Source organism: Nostoc sp. (assembly GCF_036917195.1).
Classification (GTDB): domain Bacteria; phylum Cyanobacteriota; class Cyanobacteriia; order Cyanobacteriales; family Nostocaceae; genus Nostoc.
This window is the reverse complement of sequence record NZ_JBALDG010000080.1, coordinates 148495-164536: the sequence shown is the minus strand read 5'-3', so window position 1 is coordinate 164536 and position 16042 is coordinate 148495. Positions and strand designations below refer to the sequence as shown.

The window sequence follows — 16042 nt, the reverse complement described above, 5'->3', positions numbered from 1 at the left end:
TCAAAAATTTTGTTAGCTGTTAGTTGACAATTAACTAATAACTAGTAACTACTAACTACTAACAAAATAGTTTTATGAAACTCGTAAGCTAATTACAGCATCACGAGTTTCATACTTTTGAAAGCAGCTAAATTAATTTTTCTAAACTTCCCAATTAAAAAGCATCTTTAGCCTCAATTATTATTAATATAAAAATGCCACCATTTTAATTTAGAGGCGAACAGAAAAATATGGCACAAGCAGTAGATGCATCAAAGAATCTTCCCAGCGATCCCAGAAATCGGGAAGTTGTTTTTCCGGCATTGGGCGATCCACAGCTAGGCAACCTAGAAACCCCGGTTAATGCTTCTCCCTTGAGCAAGTGGTTCATTAATAACTTACCTGCCTATCGTCAAGGTATTAGCCCTGGTAGACGTGCGGTAGAAATTGGCATGGCTCATGGGTACTGGATATTTGGCCCGTTTGCCAAATTGGGGCCACTGCGAGACACAGCTGATGCTAACTTAGCTGGATTATTAGCAGCTATAGGTTTGGTTGTTGTCCTTACCGGCGCTCTATCCCTATATGCGAATAGCAATCCGCCCAAAGCACTTCCTAGCGTTACCGTACCTAGACCTCCGGCAGATGCTTTTAACTCTAAAGAAAGCTGGAACGACTTCGCCTTTTCTTTCTTGATTGGTGGTATTGGTGGTGCAGTAGTTGCTTACTTTTTGACTAGCAATCTAGCATCAATTCAAGGTTTGTTTGGTTAATTTAGAAATCAGAAGTTAGGAGTTAGGAGTTGAAATTCCTAACTTTTAACTCCTAACTTATTTAAACAAAACCGCTTCAATATCATTTAAAGCAGTTTCAAAATCGTCATTAACGATTTGAATATCAAATTCATCTGCGGCTTGAATTTCTACTTTTGCACGGAGTAGACGACGGGCGATCGCTTCTTCAGAATCTTGGGCGCGATCGCGTATTCGTTTCTCCAATTCATCAAAGGAAGGCGGTAAAATAAAAATGCTGAAGGCACTGGGGAAGGAAGCACGAATTTGTCTTGCCCCTTCTAACTCAATTTCCAGCACCACCAACTTGCCGGAATGAATTTGGTTAAGCACAGCTTCACGCAAAGTACCGTAATAGTTACCAGCAAATTCTGCCCATTCCAAAAATTCTCCTTCAGCCACTAATTGTTCAAACTGACTACGGCTGATAAAGTAATAATTTTTGCCATCGATTTCCCCTGGACGGGGAGAACGAGTCGTCACTGATACAGAAAAATACAGTTCTGGATGACGTTGTAGGAGCGATCGCATTAAAGTACCTTTGCCGACCCCACTGGGGCCAGTTAAAACAATCAACCTGCCTAAATGTAAACATTCTTCGGTAGTAGCATTACTCTGGATGGGTAAAACTGGCATCATCCCTTCAACCTGTGAATCAATCAATAGATATTATTCATTAGTCTTGTGTTCTTGGCCAAGTCCACTATTGACTAAAGAATTTCTAGCATGAGTGAGAGAAAACTTATATAATTCACATGGTACTGCTGATATGGTGCAAAGAAGAGTCAGAATAACCCACTGCTAATCAATTATCTACAGTCTGATGATCGCGGGAAATCACAAAGCGATTCGCTACCGTTTCCGGCTGAATCGCTGACAAAATTATATGGCTGGAATCGGTGATAATTACAGCTCTAGTCCGACGCCCGTAAGTTGCATCAATCAGTTGACCTCTGTCCCGTGCATCGGTAATAATCCGCTTAATTGGAGCAGACTCTGGACTGACAATGGCAACTACTCGGTTGGCAGACACGATGTTACCAAAGCCGATGTTGATTAACTGAATCTCCATAAAAAAACTGACGCCAAACGTGGTGTGAGAAGCATGAAATAAACTTATTCCCATGTTATCGCCAAAAAACGGGAGTCACAACGCTTAAATTCAAGCCAGCCTTCGTTTTTAAATAATGTCTGCTTTTTTTCGCTGTTTCTCAGCTATATTTCCTGAAAATATACCTAAAGATATAGGCGTAATTTCACTGATATAAGCTAGTTAGGTGATGTAAATTTATTTTGTTTTAAATAAGTATCTGACTCAGAAATTGATCTACGGTAAAATCGATTGGAATCGCCTCGCTCTAACTGCGCTGGCTCAGTACAATGTCGGTACAGATGAATTGGTATTCTTGGGTCATAGCGAAAATGTGACGTTTCGCGTTGACACTAGGGATGGTGAAAATTCTGCTACTTTTAAAGTACTCCGTATTCATTATCCGCTGGCTCAGTTTTGCGATCGGATCTGGCAACAACACGCCATCATTGAGTCGGAACTCATGTGGCTGATTGCTTTGCATCAAGATACTGATTTGGTCGTCCCATACCCCTTGCAGAACCTCAGTGGCACTTTCATTACCTCTGTAGCAATTGATGATAGCAGCGCAACACTCAACTGTACGCTACTAAACTGGGTCAATGGTTCACCCCTTGACAGCGAACCTACACCGACGCAGGCTAGGCAAGTCGGGGAACTTATGGCTCAGTTGCACCAGCACGCCAGCCTTTGGGAATTGCCTTCAGGCTTCACGCGACCAAAATACGACTGGGAGCAACTACACGCCTCACTCATGGAGCTGCGAGCGCTAGTAGATACTGGTACGATATCTGTTACTGATTTCGCTGTGCTTGAGAATGTGGTTCAGCAAATTAGTAATGTGATGACAGCACTAGAAAAAACACCCACCAATTGGGGTTTGATTCACGCAGACCTGAATGAAAATAATTACATCTTTTATGCAGGTGAGGCGCGGCCCATCGACTTTTCCTGTTGTGGCTTTGGCTACTACCTTTGTGACATTGCCCATACCCTGTTGCATCTGTTTCCCGAAAACCGTAAATCGTTCCTTAGTGGTTATCAAAGCGTGCGTCAACTGCCTAATAAGTATCAGAGGAGCTTGGAGGCGTTCTTTCTCGGAGCAACGCTAAACAATTTTGCTTTTTTGGCGTCGCAGCCAAATGAACACGATTACTTGTTAGAAACTGTACCCTACGTTACTGAGAGGTTATGTAGCAAATATCTTCAGAGCGAAGCATTTTTGTTCGAGTCATAGCTGTTTTGGTTTGATATTAACGTGAGTTCGAGGAAGTTCAATTTTATCTCCCATATTCACAGTATGCATCCGTCGTACACTTCCAGCTTCACAATCGCGTAACCAAGTATTAACCGCTTGGGCAACAGTGCCGTTACTACTATCGCGTGGCGGAGATAGTGGCTGCTGTGCTGAATGGGAACCAATTTGAGAAAACATCATCACTAAACGCCAACCAGTTTTAGTTTTAGTCAACAACAGCCAGTGGAATTCCTGCAATTCTACCGCTTTCTTTCCTATGTACTGCCGCTCCAAGGTAGTAAAGAAAACTTGCTCAACTCCTGATGCAGAGCTTTTAGGCGCGTCTGTACTATATTCTTCAAGGTTAAGGGGCAGAGGAGTAAACTCAGGTCTTCCAGCCACTAACATATAACTGTAAACATCACTGCTTCTACTGAGGCGGCGGGCACGTTGACTAACGCGATTGGTATAACTAGGTAAATCTTCCAGTAGCTGTATAGTAAATGTTTCTAAATTTTGCTCAGAACACAAAGACCTTGCCCCACTGTTGACATTTTCCCTTTGTGCTAGCACAGAGGGTTTAGGGGTGAGGTTTATCGATAACGCTGGGTAAGCAAGGCTATTTGATCCTAAAACCCAGAAGCCACAAGCTAAAAGCCAATTATAATTTTTCTTCGTGAGCGAAGAGGTAAGATTGTTCTCCCCTACACCCTGCACTCTATCCCCCGGTTTCTCACTGACTTTTAGCTTCATGCCACCGTGGTTAACTCCTCAGAAATCCTCTTCCAGGCTAACTCCGGCTCAGTAGCAGTAGTAATGGGACGCCCAATCACTAGATAATCTGCACCAGCAATGATTGCTTGTGCTGGGGTGAGCGATCGCTTTTGATCACCTTTATCTGCCCACGTTGGTCTAACCCCCGGACAAACTAACAAAAAGTCATCTCCACAAGCTTGCCGTAGTTGTGCCACTTCTTGAGGCGAACAAACTGCCCCATCGAATCCTGCCTCTTGAGCCAGCAATGCCATTTCTAGGGCGTATTCTGGTAATTCTAAAGGAATCTTTAAATCAAACGCCAGCTGTCTTGCAGAAATGCTCGTTAACAAAGTAATAGCGATTAATTTAGGCGGTTTTACCCCTGCTTGGGCTGCCCCTTCTTCTGCCGCTTCTCTTGCAGCTTTGAGAGCATTCATACCACATGTAGCATGAATTGTCAACAAATCCACGCCATAACTAGCTGCACTACGACTTGCACCAGCGACTGTGTTAGGGATATCGTGAAACTTTAAATCCAGGAAGATGCGTTTTTGCCGAGACTTTAGCACTTTTAGAATTTTCGGGCCAGTACTGGTAAACAACTCTAAGCCTACCTTCCACCAAACCACTTGCGGGAGTTGATTTACAAGAGCGATCGCACTTTCCTCATTTGGCACATCTAAAGGCACAATAATTTTTCGTTCTGCGTTCATCTCTGGTTTACCATTCCCCATTTAAGGCACTAAGCGCACAAACTTATTTTTCCCAACTTGTAAAACCTTACCTTGTAACTCAGCCGGATCAGCAAAAGTAGTATCAACATCAGTCATGCGATCGCCATCTAGGCGCACGCCACCTTCTTGAATTTTCCGCTTTCCTTCACCAGTACTTTTGCATAAGCCAGTGACATTGAGAATATACGCTAACTTAGTAGGAAACTGCTGCACGTCAGCTAGAGAAAATTCTGGAACTACACCTTCCTTTCCGCCGCTTTGGGCTGCTTCTTTTGCCTCTTGGGCTGCTGTTTCGCCGTGGTACTGTTTGACAACTTCCCATGCTAAAAGTGTTTGGCGATCGCGGGGATTTTCTGGCAAATTATCCAAAGTTAAATCCGTCAACAGTTCAAAATACTGCTCCAGCAGATGATCGGGAACTCCTTGTAACTTTTGATACTTTTGTGCTGGATGTTCCGACAACCCGATATAATTACCTAAAGACTTGGACATTTTTTGCACCCCATCCGTGCCAATCAAAATTGGCAGCAGCATCCCAAACTGGGGCTTTTGACCAAAATGGCGCTGCAAATCTCTGCCCACAGCAATGTTAAATTTCTGATCAGTCCCTCCCAATTCCACATCTGCTTCAACGGCAACGGAATCAAAACCTTGCATTAACGGGTATAGGAACTCATGGATAAAAATCGGATTCTCTTTTTTATAGCGATCGGCAAATCCTTCCTTAGCCAACATCTGCCCCACCGTCATCGTGGAGAGTAACTCCAAAATTTTCTCTAAGTTTAGCCCAGAGAGCCATTCGGAGTTATAACGCACCTCTAACCTTCCTGGTGTGTCAAAATCCAAGATAGGACGTACTTGGTCAAGATAAGTCTGAGCATTGTGCGCTACATCTGCTTCTGTAAGCTGACGGCGGACTTCAGATTTCCCAGTCGGATCACCAATGCGTGCTGTAAAATCGCCAATAATCAGAACTGCTATATGGCCTGCATCTTGAAACGCTCGCAGTTTCCGTACTGGTATGCTATGACCGAGATGAATATCAGTACCCGTAGGGTCAATCCCCAACTTGATCCTCAAAGGTTGGTTTGTAGTTACCAAGCGCTTTTCTAGACTTTCACTGTTAACATCAACTGGTTGTGGGAAAACTTCTACTACACCACGACGCAGCCAAGCCAAATCTTGCGTCATACTAGAAAATTCATTATTAGCTATGTTTTGCACATTAGAAGTTAAGTTGGTTATAAACACTTGCAATTTATCCGCTTTCTCATCTGCCAAACTACTATAATTGCAAAAAATTAACCGCCTTGCTTCGTCCAATCAATTACAGTTAACTTTACAAATGAGGAAGTGAAATCGCCGTGTCGTCTTCTAGGACTTTTGAAGATAAACAGCCACAACGTCGGGCTTCATCAGGTTTTGAGTTTTTGAAAGGAGTCGGTCAGGTAACTGGCGGTACTCTCCTCTCAATCACCATGCTGGCAAGTTCCATTGTAGCCGGAGGACTGGTTGGTTTAGCCATTAGTTTCCGTAATTTGCCAGATGTGAGACAGCTACGTAACTTCTTTCCCTCAGAAACAACTTACATCTATGACGTTAAGGGTAAACTTTTAACGAGTATCCACGGGGAAGCCAACCGGGAAGTCGTACCCCTGGATAGAATTTCCCCGAATTTAAAACGGGCGGTATTAGCAAGTGAAGATAGCCACTTCTACGATCACCACGGTATTAACCCCACTGGTGTTGGCCGGGCTGTAGTAGTTAACGCTGTAGCGGGTGGAGTCCGAGAAGGTGGCTCTACTGTTACTATGCAATTGGTAAAAAACCTGTTTTTATCTCACAAGCGTGCCTTTACCCGGAAGTTAGCGGAGGGGGTGCTGGCAATCCGGTTAGAGCAAATTCTCACCAAAGACCAAATTTTAGAAATGTACCTCAATCAAGTTTATTGGGGTCATAACAATTATGGTGTACAAACGGCAGCCCGCAGTTACTTTAATAAGTCAGCAGAATATTTAACCTTGGGTGAGTCAGCAATGATGGCGGGTTTGATCCAAGCACCAGAAGAATTCAGCCCGTTTGTGAGCATGAAGCTGGCAAAACAGAAACAAAAAGAAGTGCTAGGACGGATGCTGGAATTAAACTGGATCAACCAGTCAGAGTACGACAATGCGCTCAAGCAAGAAATCAAACTTGGTAAAATCAAATCCTTTCAAGGTAGTGCCCTACCTTATGTAACCAATACCGTAGCGCAGGAATTGGCTAAAAAGTTTGGGCGTGAGACACTACTCAAAGGCGGGATGCGGGTGCAAACTACGGTTGACGCCAACTTCCAAGTGATGGCAGAGGAAACCGTCACCAAGTGGCATAAAACACTTTTAGAGCAAGGATTATCTAAGAATCAAATGGCTCTGGTGGCAATTGATCCGCGCACACATTTTATCAAAGCCCTGGTGGGCGGTATAGATCCTAAGACCAGTGAATTCAATCGTGCAACTCAAGCTCAACGCCAGCCCGGATCATCTTTTAAACCGTTTGTATATTATACTGCTTTCGCTACTGGTAAGTATGGGCCAGACTCAACGGTGGTAGATGCTCCAGTCAGCTATCGAGATGGTAACGGTTGGTACTTTCCTAGAAATTATGATGGCACTTTTAGAGGAGCGATGCCAATCCGCACAGCTATAGCTCAGTCACGCAACATTCCTGTAATCAAGGTTGGTAAGGCTGTAGGGATGAATAGAGTGATCGAAACTTGTCGTACCTTGGGCATTATGAGTCCGATGGAACCTGTTAGCTCCCTGCCTCTTGGTGCAATTGGTGTCACACCTTTGGAAATGGCTAGTGCCTATGCTACCTTTGCTAATTATGGCTGGCAGTCACCACCAACTGTAATTGCCCGTGTCACTGATAGTAGTGGTAACGTCTTGCTAGACAATACTCCCAAGCCTCAGCTAGTTCTCGATCCTTGGGCATCAGCAGCAATTCTCGATGTGATGCGATCGGTAATTACTGAAGGTACTGGTAAAGGTGCTGCTATAGGTCGCCCAGCCGCAGGCAAGACGGGAACAACATCATCAGAAAAAGATATTTGGTTTGTTGGTACTGTGCCACAGTTAACAACTGCTGTCTGGGTAGGGAGAGACGACAACAAACAATTAGCTGACCATGCAACAGGTGGTGTTATGGTCGCTCCAATCTGGAAAGATTTTATGCAGAAGGCACTAAAGAATGTACCAGTAGAAAACTTTAAGTCAACTTCCCAGTTTTCTCGCCCCAAGTCACAATAATTTTAGATTTTAGGTCGCGCCTTTGGTGCGCTGACAGCGCAACTTAGATTTTGGATTGGCAATTAATCCAAAATCTAAAATCTAAAATTGACTAGACCTGTTTTTCTAGCTCGGCTTTCATCCGTTCTAAAGTGAGGTGCATTTGGTCAAACATTTGTTGCGGAGTGACACCAAACTGACCTAATTGGGTTTTCAGCTGCTCTACTGTCATTTGTGCCATAAAATCTTCTGATAGCTCGAAGCGCTTCATAAAGATGCGATACCGATCCATCATGGCTTCCATTTGCTCAATAAACACCTTTTTGCCCTCGCGGTCAAATTTGCCGTAGCCGTTACCAAGCTTGATCAGCGCTTGATAATTGTCAAACAGCTGTTTTGCTTCTTGCTGAACTATCTCGGAATCGAAGAATCCCATATTGCTTATATTAAACTGAGCGCCCAGACCCAGTAGCTTAATAGTTTTACTTCTATTTATTATTTTAGTCTAGAGGAGTAATTTAATAACAAAGCTTCGGTTGTAGCACGGTTTTTTACCGAAATTTCAACACTTGACTTGAGAAGCTTTCCCCTGTGTAAATCGACTTAATAAAGCTGCAATACTCATAGCTTTAGCTATTGATTTAGGATTGGTGTTTTCACGCGGTTGAATTTTCAGTTTGGGAGCGTATTTCAAAGCTAGTGAATTTTGCGGGTTCAGTTTTAATGCTTGACGGATGTAAACCCTAGCCATCCCTAGAAATTTCTGTTGGATATGTACCAAACCTAATAAGGCATAAAAGTCGCTGTTATTTGGCTCTAACTTGATGGCATCACGCAGTTCTTGTACAGCTAACGTCCAGTTAGCTAATCTGACGTACTCAATAGCTCGCTGGTAATGACGTTGAGCGTAGTCTGTCAAAAATGGTTTTACATTAGTTTTTTCATCTAATGTCAATTGAACTGGCTTGACTTCTACCTCAGGGATGATGGGAACAGCTTTTTGCGGTAGTGATAGGTCTGGTTTATGCAACCGTAAGTAAACTAAATTCAGTATACTAATCTGTTGCGTCACCTGATAAAACTCATGTAGTGATTTGTATTGAGCTTCTGCATAGCAGGCGATCGCTTCTTCGTAAAACAATTCTGCTTGGGGTGGAGACATTTCCATAATTTCCTCAGCGATGGCACTTTGAGAAGACAAAGCTTGCTGCTGTAAGGCTCTTGCGTCTGATCGCAGCATGGCTATGGCAATCAAGCGCTTGTGCCGATGTTTCAGGTGTTCATAAGCTGGATTGATTAAACGGCTAAATATTGCCGTTGCTAATTCTTGGTCGGGATTACTGCTTTTGGTATAGCGATCAGGATGGAGAAACTTCGCTAAAGTGTGATAGCGTTTGCAAACCTGACGATCATCAGCACTCACAGAAATTCCTAGCACAGCGTAAGGATCACAAAGCTGTTCAAGCCATTTTGGCGGTAGAAAGGTCTGTGACATCGTAGTAATCTTGATCCGTTAAAAACTTAAAATTAGCATCAAAGCTGAATGCATAGTCATGTGAAACTTACTCAAATTTATTCAAAGACTAAATTGTGCGTGGGACTGAAGGGCAAGGCACGGTAGTTGACTAAAATGAATTTATATGATCACTGGTAAGTAAAAATTTGGCAATATAGCCAGGATGATTATTACCAGAGTTGTATTTCTTCTCTTCTCTACAAAAAACTGCGCCCTAAGCGTAGCTATGCCGCAGGCTTTACGAAACGCTACGCAAACATTTTGAATTTTGAATGGCTTATGGCTATCTTGTTGTAGAAACTGTGGTAATGGTAGATTTATTATAAATATGTTGACTAAGCGCAAAAGCCGAAGCGTTGCCGCTGTTTTAGCTTTTTCTGGCACGCTGACAATTTCAGGATTGCATAAATTTTATTTGGGACAGCCTCTGTGGGGTGTTTTGTATGTTTTGCTTTCCTGGACGCCTATCCCCAAGGTAGCTAGTGCCATTGAGGGAGTTTGGTATTTAGCCCAAGACGAAGAAGCTTTTGATCGTAATTTTAATCTAGGCAAGTCAGCGGCAAGGAACTTACAGGGGGTGAGTAATCAGGTAGGAGCGATCGCTGACGCAATGCGTGAATTAGATGCTCTGCGCCAGGATGGACTGATTTCAGAGTATGAGTTTGAGCAAAAGCGCCGCCAATTGCTAGACCAGATTTCTTGAGGTAAGCGACAATCATGAATAACTGGCTACCTTTAAACTCAAGGTTGCAAAAACTCCGGGCCAAGCTCCTCAACGATCCTTACTATCGCTTACAATCTGGGGAAGAAATTCAGATAGCGGCAAAATTAGGTATTCGGATTGATGCTAATCAAGCGACTGTAGATGATTGGTTACGTTTACCAGGTTTGTCAATTCACCAAGCGCGATCGCTTGTAGAACTTTCGCGTTCGGGTGTTAAATTTTACTGTATTGAAGACATCGCTGCGGCTTTGGCTATACCAGCGCCGCGGCTAGAGCCATTAAAGCCTCTGCTGAATTTTATTTATTATGACCACGAATCTTTAGAAAATCCGACCCATTTAGTCAATCCGAATACAGCAACAGTTGAAAAGTTAGCACAAATTCCATTTATAGATTTGTCTTTAGCACAAGCAGTAGTACAAAATCGGCAATCAGTTGGGCCTTATCGTAACCTGGCTGATTTCCAGCGGCGGTTGGAGTTACCTGGTGATGCGATCGCTCAGATGATGTATTATTTAAGGTTTTAAATTAAAAGTTAGAGTTTTAAAATAACTCCTAACTCTGCCAATTTTAGATTTTGGGTCGCACCTTTGGTGTGCTGACAGCGCAACTTGGATTTTGGTGAAGCAACGCGTTCTTCTCCCAAGGGGAGACGCCAAGGGCGATGGGGGTCTCCACGCCACTTGCTTCACTTGGGGAGACCCCAAGACCGCAGTGGCTCCCCATGAGCGACTGCTGTTAGCGCAGCGTTAGCGAGTCTTCGAGCGTCACCCGAAGGGATTGAAGGAAAAATCTAAAATATAAAATCCAAAATTGATTAAATGAACCCAATGCGATCAAGAGGCCAAAAGCGAAATGTTGCTCGACCGATGATATTTTTTCTGGGTAAAAAGCCCCAATAGCGAGAGTCATTGCTATCGTTGCGGTTATCGCCCATAACAAAAAACTCATCTTCTGGAACTTTCACTGGTCGATATGGTTGATTTGGTGGTTCAGCGATGTAGTCTTCTGCCAAGGGTTGACCGTTGAGATAGACTTTGCCAGAAGCAACACTAATTACCTCACCAGACTTGCCAATAACCCGCTTGATGAAGGCTTGGTCTTTGGGATATCCTCGACGTTGTAGTTCTGCAGGTGGCTGAAAAACAATAATATCCCCAGTTATCGGAGGGTGAAAATGGTAAGAGATTTTTTCAACTACCAAGCGATCGCCAGTATGTAAGGTAGGCAACATCGAATCAGAAGGTATAAAGCGGGGTTCGGCGATAAAAGTCCGGATCACGAATGCCAAACACAATGCGATCGCAATTAAAATCAGATTTTCTTGCCAACTACGCCATACTTTTAACGACGCACGCTCTTGTTTTACATCACTTTCGTGAGGAATCATAAAAGTTTCTAGCCAGTTTCAGAAGTGGGACAAATACCTTGATTATTTTGACTCAAAAGGTATACTAATAAACAAGCTGGGTACTGCATAAACCCATACAGATATTAAATAATACAGTTATCCCATCTACCGAAGACAAGCAAAAGTACTGTAAATAAAGCATGACCTGTCTCAGGCAATATAAGCTAACGATTAGGATTACTAGATAAATAATTAAAAATCCTAATTCTAATTGCTGCAATTATAAGGCAAGTTATTAGATAATTTTCAGTTTTGCTTTCTGCTGCTAAAAAAGTTAGTTACCAATTAGTAGAGCGATACAGCCAGTCGGTTTTTTCTTTAAGCAGAAAATTGGTCGTTGGATGGCAAAGCAGTCTACCACATGTCTGACAATATCTGCTTTACTTTTACGAAAAAAGGCACAGGGTAGTCTTAGTGGAGGCTGAGTTAAAAGAAAATATATTTTGATCTGTATTTTTAAGTTTTATTACATAAATCTTAAAATCTTAATGTATTTTTAAATACAAAAATTTAGCTTTATTAGGTGCTAGTAGTAAAAAATATTACATTTAAATATAGAATTTAATGGTTCAATAGATAGATGCCATACTATTAACGTAAGTTACTAATTAGTGCCCCAGATGGTATTAGCATCTGACAAAAACATTGATTTTTAGTACTTTTAAATACTAAGTTTTCCAATTGTGTACTTAAAAATATGCGTTTTTTGATAACTAGCAACTTGGATTGTTACGATTTTAACAACTTGCCTATTATATATGAAATTATTTTCCGTAATTACACGGTGACAGTGCAGATGAAATTGTACTATATAATTAAGATATAAATTTTTTTAATTATCTAGAAAAACATTAACAGACAAAAAGCCACTAGCAATTTAGACTAAAGTATGAGTATCAAAAATAGAACTAAACTGCCGATAAAATTATTTTTGCTGAATGAGTCAAAAGTATCTAAATTAACAAATAAGTGCCCCTTGGCAATGAGAAACTATATTCAATCAATTTTCGTCAGTCTATTTCAGAGAAAGTACAAGGTAACATTCTGTCAGTTGGAAATTTAACTTTTTCTTAAAAAGGAAGCAATCACAGCAAGCAGTAGAATACATCTTATCAAGAATAGAACTAATAGTTTACTAGCCTCTTGTTTGAAAGATACCTCGCCCCTTATAAGTAGTTTTGGATGTTAATCAAATAATTCACTAAGTTGTAAATTATACAACTTTACTTTCAAAAAGTCTGACGATAAAACTTCAACTTGTAAAAAGTAAGTGCAAATTGTTGGTACGAAAGTTGAGTTCATCTTATTTGTAAAGCTATAAAACTTGAAAGGATAATGCTGCCTTACCAGTGAAGTGAAAGGTAGTAACTAATTCAGAACTCTATTAAGAGGGTTTTGGGGTGTGATTAATTGTCTAATTGTGCTCCTTCTTAAAGCTAGCGGTAAAAATGTGGAAGTGCAGACCTTGCCTTTGATGAATGGGTTGATATTAGATAGTACCAAGTATTGTATAAGCGTTCGTCCAAATCTAGAGCATCTAGATTTCAGTTAAAGCCGTATAGTCTGTCTTCTCGATTCTAAATTTCCGTTAGTCCTAATTCCAATTTTCAGGATTACCAGAAAGTAACTGGTATCTAAATATCTAAAAAAATATGCTATAACGTACCGTCATAACCGAGGTTGATGGTTCGATCTTTGAAGGAGCTATGAGGTGGAAAACAATAAATCGTTTCTGTGGCCAGAAGGAATATTAATTGCGTTGCTTGCCTTAGGTGGTGTTTTTAGCGTTGCTTTCATGATGCTTCTAAGGCCAAATGCTTCGGAGGCTCAGAGTAGACAAAGTATAAATGTAAAGGATGTAGCTGCAAACGTAGGAACTCAGCAGCGCATTGAGAAATTAAAGGCGGCGATGCTTACAATTTGGCAGGAAGAAGCACAAACAAAAGGACTATCCTACGCTATACCACCACGTTTTCAAGGGGCAATAATTGCAGCCGCAAAACTCACTCAGGGTGAAAAAGTGATTGCTCTCACCTTTGATGATGGCCCTTGGCCTCAGAGCACAGAGCAAGTGCTAAATATTCTGAAATCAAATAATATCAAAGGGACGTTTTTTGTCGTCGGGCAGAACCTAAAAAATTATCCAGAAATAGGAAAGCAAATTGTCGCTCAAGGTCACGTCATTGCCAACCATACTTGGCATCACTGGTATCACTTCTTTAATCAACAAGCAGCAGCTTATGAAATTGATCACACAACAGACTTAATTTCTCAAGTTACAGGTGCTAAAACAAATCTGTTCCGACCGCCTGGTGGCATCATGCACAATGGATTAGCTGCTTATGCTAAAGGGCAGAAATATACTGTAGTGATGTGGTCAGCTGACTCCACAGACTACAAATTACCAGCTGTACCAAAGTTGATCAATAACGTGATTAAAGATTCCAAACCTGGTGGTATTGTGCTAATGCATGATGGTGGTGGTAACCGTTCCAGAACTGTACAAGCTTTACCAGAAATTATTAGCTATTTTAGAAAGCAAGGCTATCACTTTGTTACTATTCCAGAACTTTTACAAATAGAAGATACAGACCAAAAGTTGCTCGTTAACAAAAAGTAATAATTATTAATTATCGGTAATTGGCTAAAAACTAAAATTATGTTTTTTAGTTAAGATACATTATTTGTAACTTGAGTTTAGACTAGTTACTAATGCAAACCTAAAAAACAAATCAACTTAAAAGTTGATGAATAATGTTGGTTATTTAGATGATGGTTTAACCCAGCGATGGAGAGGCATGAATAATAAAGTCAGCTTCTCTATAGTAGTCCTAAATGAGTTGTAAAACACCTCTCTTTTGTATATCCTTTTTCACTTACTCTGTTTTTTAATAGGATTGAGCGATCGCTCCCAGCGACTAAACGCTTGGGAAAAAAGCAGCGTCAGAAATAAATAAACCAAGGCAACTGTGGCGTAAACCTCAAATGAGCGATAGCTTTCTGCTACAATCAGCTGCCCCTTGCGGAACAACTCTTCAAAGCCGATGACGGCAACTAAGCTAGTGTCTTTGAGCAGGCTAATGAATTGATTGCCAAGGGGTGGCAGCATCCGCCGCAGGGCTTGAGGAAAGATCACATAGCGCATCGTTTGCACTGAACTCAAGCCTAGTGATTGAGAAGCTTCTGCTTGCCCTGGCTCAATTGATTGGATACCTGCGCGGACAATTTCCGCAATGTAGGCAGCGCTATTGAGACTTAATGCAATCACCGCTGCCGCCAGACGATTTAAATTCAAAGTGAAACCAAAAGTTTGGGCTAAAGCAGGCAACCCAAAGTAAATCATAAAAATCTGCACCAGCAACGGCGTTCCCCTGAAAAAATCCACATATGCCCCGGCACAAAAACGCAAAGGCAAAGCAGGAGAAAGGCGAACAATCCCAATCAGTGAACCACCAAGTATTCCCAGCAATACTGAAAGTGTTGTGAGTTCAAGAGTCACCAAAGCCCCACTCAGCAGGACGGGTAGTGACTTGAAAATGATACTTAGTGAGGTAAATAGCTCAGATACGCCTTTTTTGCTAGTCTGGTTTTCAATAGGCGATTTTTCTGGGAGTTGTGGCGGTTGAATACCAAACCATTTTTGGTAAATTTGGGCGTAAGTACCATTTTTTAGCACCGTTGCCAGACCTTGGTTAATCAGGTCTAGGTTAGGCGATCCTTTGGGTGTGGGAAAGCCATAAAATTCTTCTGTAAGCAGACTGCTGACTACTTTGAGTCGGTTCAGGTTGCCACTCTTTATGCCGTATAAGATAACGACTTGATCGTTAAGAACGGCATCGACATTACCGTTGATTAATGCCTGAAGAGTTAAGGGTGAATCATTAAAAGTGCGAATTTCAGATCCTGGAAGATTTTTAGCCTTGAGTGCGCCGGTAGTTCCAATTTGCACACCAATAATCTTGTTTTTAAGACTGTCGAAATTGGTAATATTTTGATTGTCTATGCGGGTGGCGATCGCTAAACCAGATTTGAAGTAAGGACGCGAGAAGGAAATTATCTTCGCTCTTTGGGCAGTAATCGTCATCGCTGCAACTGCCGCATCTACAGTTTGCGTCTGCAATGCGGGAATCATACCAGCAAAGGGCATATTTTGGTACTTAACTTGAAAGCCAGCAGATTGCGCGATCGCATTCATCAAGTCAACGTCAAAACCCTGCAACTCACTAGTTGCAGATTGAAACTCGAAAGGTGGAAACGTAGGTTCTACTGCCACCGTAAGTGTTTTACCAGCAGTGGAACCGTTTGTGAAACTACAACCTGAAAGCAGAAATAAACAGCTTAAGCCAAGAATTAGCCAACGGATAACAGTCAATCGAGCCATATTTTTTAGATTTTTCTCATCTCTCCATTTCATTCAAAGGATAATTGCTCATTCCTTCAGGTGATGAATTTCGAGACAACAAATCGTATACAAAAAACTAGGTTAAAGAAACCGAGTTTTTGACTAGTTAAGCATAATTCCTGCGATCGCAGTC

At 41.7% G+C, this 16042-nt stretch carries 15 protein-coding genes; 6 read left to right on the top strand and 9 right to left on the bottom strand.

The window, feature by feature from the left end; translation table 11 throughout:
* The first annotated feature begins 230 nt into the window (after positions 1-230).
* Entirely contained in the window at positions 231-752 is a 522-nt protein-coding gene (locus V7K40_RS28830; RefSeq protein ID WP_334965832.1) for a photosystem I reaction center protein subunit XI, read from the top strand.
* 57 nt (positions 753-809) lie between these two features.
* On the opposite strand, the gene gmk is transcribed toward V7K40_RS28830, so the two are convergent.
* Complete coding sequence (gene gmk / locus V7K40_RS28825) at positions 810-1409, bottom strand: guanylate kinase (RefSeq protein WP_334965890.1); 600 nt, start codon at positions 1407-1409, stop codon at positions 810-812.
* A gap of 166 nt (positions 1410-1575) precedes the next feature.
* On the bottom strand, positions 1576-1842 hold the full coding sequence (locus V7K40_RS28820; protein ID WP_273769630.1) for a DUF370 domain-containing protein: 267 nt from the start codon (positions 1840-1842) through the stop codon (positions 1576-1578).
* 250 nt (positions 1843-2092) lie between these two features.
* Here V7K40_RS28820 and V7K40_RS28815 point away from each other — a divergent pair, with 250 nt between their 5' ends.
* Positions 2093-3097, top strand: coding sequence for a phosphotransferase (locus V7K40_RS28815; protein WP_334965830.1), 1005 nt, complete (start codon positions 2093-2095; stop codon positions 3095-3097).
* On the opposite strand, the gene V7K40_RS28810 is transcribed toward V7K40_RS28815, so the two are convergent.
* The 3 genes from V7K40_RS28810 to tyrS are packed head-to-tail and all read right to left on the bottom strand — an operon-like array spanning position 3092 to position 5778.
* Entirely contained in the window at positions 3092-3850 is a 759-nt protein-coding gene (locus V7K40_RS28810) for a hypothetical protein (protein WP_334965827.1), read from the bottom strand. The two genes, V7K40_RS28815 and V7K40_RS28810, sit on opposite strands and share 6 nt — an antisense overlap.
* Positions 3847-4566, bottom strand: coding sequence for an orotidine-5'-phosphate decarboxylase (gene pyrF / locus V7K40_RS28805; RefSeq protein ID WP_334965825.1), 720 nt, complete (start codon positions 4564-4566; stop codon positions 3847-3849). Before pyrF ends, V7K40_RS28810 begins: the two co-directional genes overlap by 4 nt.
* Positions 4567-4587: 21 nt before the next feature.
* Positions 4588-5778 (bottom strand): tyrosine--tRNA ligase, encoded by a 1191-nt coding sequence (gene tyrS / locus V7K40_RS28800; protein ID WP_334965888.1) that lies wholly within the window; start codon positions 5776-5778, stop codon positions 4588-4590.
* A gap of 173 nt (positions 5779-5951) precedes the next feature.
* On the opposite strand from tyrS, the gene V7K40_RS28795 reads away from it, so the two are divergent.
* Entirely contained in the window at positions 5952-7877 is a 1926-nt protein-coding gene (locus V7K40_RS28795) for a transglycosylase domain-containing protein (protein ID WP_334965823.1), read from the top strand.
* Between the two features lie 91 nt (positions 7878-7968).
* On the opposite strand, the gene V7K40_RS28790 is transcribed toward V7K40_RS28795, so the two are convergent.
* Both V7K40_RS28790 and V7K40_RS28785 read right to left on the bottom strand, forming a co-directional pair.
* Positions 7969-8292 (bottom strand): DUF1825 family protein, encoded by a 324-nt coding sequence (locus tag V7K40_RS28790; RefSeq protein WP_273763838.1) that lies wholly within the window; start codon positions 8290-8292, stop codon positions 7969-7971.
* 126 nt (positions 8293-8418) lie between these two features.
* The gene (locus V7K40_RS28785; protein WP_334965820.1) at positions 8419-9351 is read right to left on the bottom strand and encodes a DnaJ domain-containing protein; all 933 of its coding nucleotides are present in this window, start codon (positions 9349-9351) and stop codon (positions 8419-8421) included.
* Between the two features lie 349 nt (positions 9352-9700).
* Between V7K40_RS28785 and V7K40_RS28780 the strand changes: the two genes are divergently transcribed.
* A complete protein-coding gene (locus tag V7K40_RS28780) occupies positions 9701-10075 on the top strand; it encodes an NINE protein (RefSeq protein ID WP_273763836.1) in 375 nt (124 codons plus the stop codon).
* Between the two features lie 14 nt (positions 10076-10089).
* A complete protein-coding gene (locus V7K40_RS28775; RefSeq protein ID WP_334965817.1) occupies positions 10090-10623 on the top strand; it encodes a ComEA family DNA-binding protein in 534 nt (177 codons plus the stop codon).
* Positions 10624-10913: 290 nt separating this feature from the next.
* Here the strand turns inward: V7K40_RS28775 and lepB are convergent, their stop codons facing one another.
* Positions 10914-11486, bottom strand: a complete 573-nt coding sequence (gene lepB, locus V7K40_RS28770) for a signal peptidase I (protein ID WP_334965815.1) — start codon at positions 11484-11486, stop codon at positions 10914-10916.
* A 1732-nt stretch (positions 11487-13218) separates the two neighbouring features.
* On the opposite strand from lepB, the gene V7K40_RS28765 reads away from it, so the two are divergent.
* Positions 13219-14127, top strand: coding sequence for a polysaccharide deacetylase family protein (locus V7K40_RS28765; RefSeq protein ID WP_334965813.1), 909 nt, complete (start codon positions 13219-13221; stop codon positions 14125-14127).
* 252 nt (positions 14128-14379) lie between these two features.
* Here the strand turns inward: V7K40_RS28765 and V7K40_RS28760 are convergent, their stop codons facing one another.
* Positions 14380-15888, bottom strand: coding sequence for an ABC transporter permease subunit (locus V7K40_RS28760; protein ID WP_334965811.1), 1509 nt, complete (start codon positions 15886-15888; stop codon positions 14380-14382).
* Positions 15889-16042: the final 154 nt, after the last annotated feature.

Bases quoted from the DNA above. Each gene is read 5' to 3' on its own strand.
- V7K40_RS28830 (WP_334965832.1), top strand. From the start codon at position 231: ATGGCACAAGCAGTAGATGCATCAAAGAATCTTCCCAGCGATCCCAGA.
- gmk (WP_334965890.1), bottom strand. From the start codon at position 1,409: ATGATGCCAGTTTTACCCATCCAGAGTAATGCTACTACCGAAGAATGT.
- V7K40_RS28820 (WP_273769630.1), bottom strand. From the start codon at position 1,842: ATGGAGATTCAGTTAATCAACATCGGCTTTGGTAACATCGTGTCTGCC.
- V7K40_RS28810 (WP_334965827.1), bottom strand. From the start codon at position 3,850: ATGAAGCTAAAAGTCAGTGAGAAACCGGGGGATAGAGTGCAGGGTGTA.
- pyrF (WP_334965825.1), bottom strand. From the start codon at position 4,566: ATGAACGCAGAACGAAAAATTATTGTGCCTTTAGATGTGCCAAATGAG.
- tyrS (WP_334965888.1), bottom strand. From the start codon at position 5,778: ATGACGCAAGATTTGGCTTGGCTGCGTCGTGGTGTAGTAGAAGTTTTC.
- V7K40_RS28790 (WP_273763838.1), bottom strand. From the start codon at position 8,292: ATGGGATTCTTCGATTCCGAGATAGTTCAGCAAGAAGCAAAACAGCTG.
- V7K40_RS28785 (WP_334965820.1), bottom strand. From the start codon at position 9,351: ATGTCACAGACCTTTCTACCGCCAAAATGGCTTGAACAGCTTTGTGAT.
- V7K40_RS28780 (WP_273763836.1), top strand. From the start codon at position 9,701: ATGTTGACTAAGCGCAAAAGCCGAAGCGTTGCCGCTGTTTTAGCTTTT.
- V7K40_RS28775 (WP_334965817.1), top strand. From the start codon at position 10,090: ATGAATAACTGGCTACCTTTAAACTCAAGGTTGCAAAAACTCCGGGCC.
- lepB (WP_334965815.1), bottom strand. From the start codon at position 11,486: ATGATTCCTCACGAAAGTGATGTAAAACAAGAGCGTGCGTCGTTAAAA.
- V7K40_RS28760 (WP_334965811.1), bottom strand. From the start codon at position 15,888: ATGGCTCGATTGACTGTTATCCGTTGGCTAATTCTTGGCTTAAGCTGT.